Raw genomic sequence first — 1,666 nt, 5'->3', positions numbered from 1 at the left:
TAGTATTAAATATGTGAAAAAAAAGAAAAAAATCCCGTCAACTGGGAAAGACGGGAAAATCAGTTGATTCGTATTTATCTGGATATAAATATGACATTAATCTTGTTCTTTCATAAAAAGAAGAAGGATTAGTTGGATGATTTCCGCTACCATAATAAGTATATTTTTGATTATCTATTATATATGAACCAAATTTATTAAAACTTCCATCTGTATTTTTGTTTAATGAAATTGTTTCAAATATAGAAACTAATTTTCCATCTGCATCATATGCAAAAGTTCCCGATGAACCTGATGATAAATCTATATTATTTCTATCAAAAAGATAAGTACTGTTTTTAAAATAGTAAGTTTCATTTTTGTTATTAACTGGAAATGTTATAACTGAACTACCAAAGTTAGTGTGTGGAGAATTTCCAAGTAAATATTCTCTATATCTAATAGATCTTTTGTCTGGAGAAGCTGGATCATCGTTTGTTTGTGTTCTTTCGTAATAAGGGAAGGATGCAAGAGTATAATTTAAATTATAAATATTGCTAATAAAATTAGAAGTATTGGAAATTTCAAGAGTTTTGAGATTTTTTCAATTTAAAAAGAATTTAACAACTTCTTTTTGATAGTCACTCAATTGAGCATTTTGATCTAAAGTTTCAAGTTTATAGTTATTTTCAAAATAACTAATATCCATAATTCCTATAAATAAATCTGCTTTAGAATATCAATAATCACTATTGTTTACTTTATCTACATTGTCATTAGCAACCTTTTTACCAAGATTATTTCTAAAAGAAGCAAATGTTGGAAATGAAGATTCATCATTAAAATTCATATATTCTTCAATTTTAAAAATATGTTCAAAATATCCATAATATTTATGTTCATCTTCTAAAATTGGCTGTTTTTTATCTGTTTCATTTTTATCAGTTAAAACAGGAACTTTAAAGACAGGATTGTGGAATCATTTAGTTAAAATATTTGTTTTAGGATCTCTGTGATTAATTTCTTGTTGAGATCATCAAGAACCTGTTTTGAAAGGATCTTTTCTTCAATCACCATCTCAATTTCAAACGTGTCATGCTGTTGAAATATAATATCTATGATCATTTGGATCATTTGGTTTAACTTTTCCAATTAAATTATAAGTTCCACCCCTTCTAGATAAAGCAAAGGATCTTGAACGAGTTTCTTTTAGTGCTTCTGATGAATCATCTTTAAATAACCTTTTAGCATTGTTGTTTTTATCATCAATTTCTGTTTTAAATGAATAAGTGTCTTGTGGTTTATTAATTATTTCAGTATCGCCTGTTATTAAAGTTTCTTTTTTGTAAGGCGTTTCTTCAAAAGTTATTGAATTATCTTGATTTTGTTTTGACTGTCAATGAACATAAAAGATACTATTAGAAATAAATGCTGAATCAACTTGTGAAAAATTATGCGAAGTAGTGTCATCGTACAATTTAATATTTCCATTTTTTGAATTTACATTAAATGTTACAGTATTGTCTTCCAAGTTATAAGAAGCATTAAAATTAAATTTTTCTTTTAATTCAAAATAACGTTTTTCATTTGTTTTTTTGTCATCAAAATTAAAATCAAAATTAAAAGGTAAATTAAAGTGGGACAATTTATTGGGACACATTTTACCAGTGATATCACTGGTAAAATT

The 1,666-nt window shown here is 25.6% G+C and carries 1 protein-coding gene; it reads right to left on the bottom strand.

Annotation, left to right across the window (positions count from 1 at the left end):
• A partial coding sequence (locus ACXX88_RS04080) for a hypothetical protein (protein ID WP_458559670.1) occupies window positions 1–1,666 on the bottom strand: 1,666 nt, incomplete at both ends.

The organism is Mycoplasma sp. 5370 (assembly GCF_054343435.1).
The sequence above is the reverse complement of the archived record's forward strand: the minus strand, read 5'-3'. Positions and strand labels throughout refer to the sequence as shown.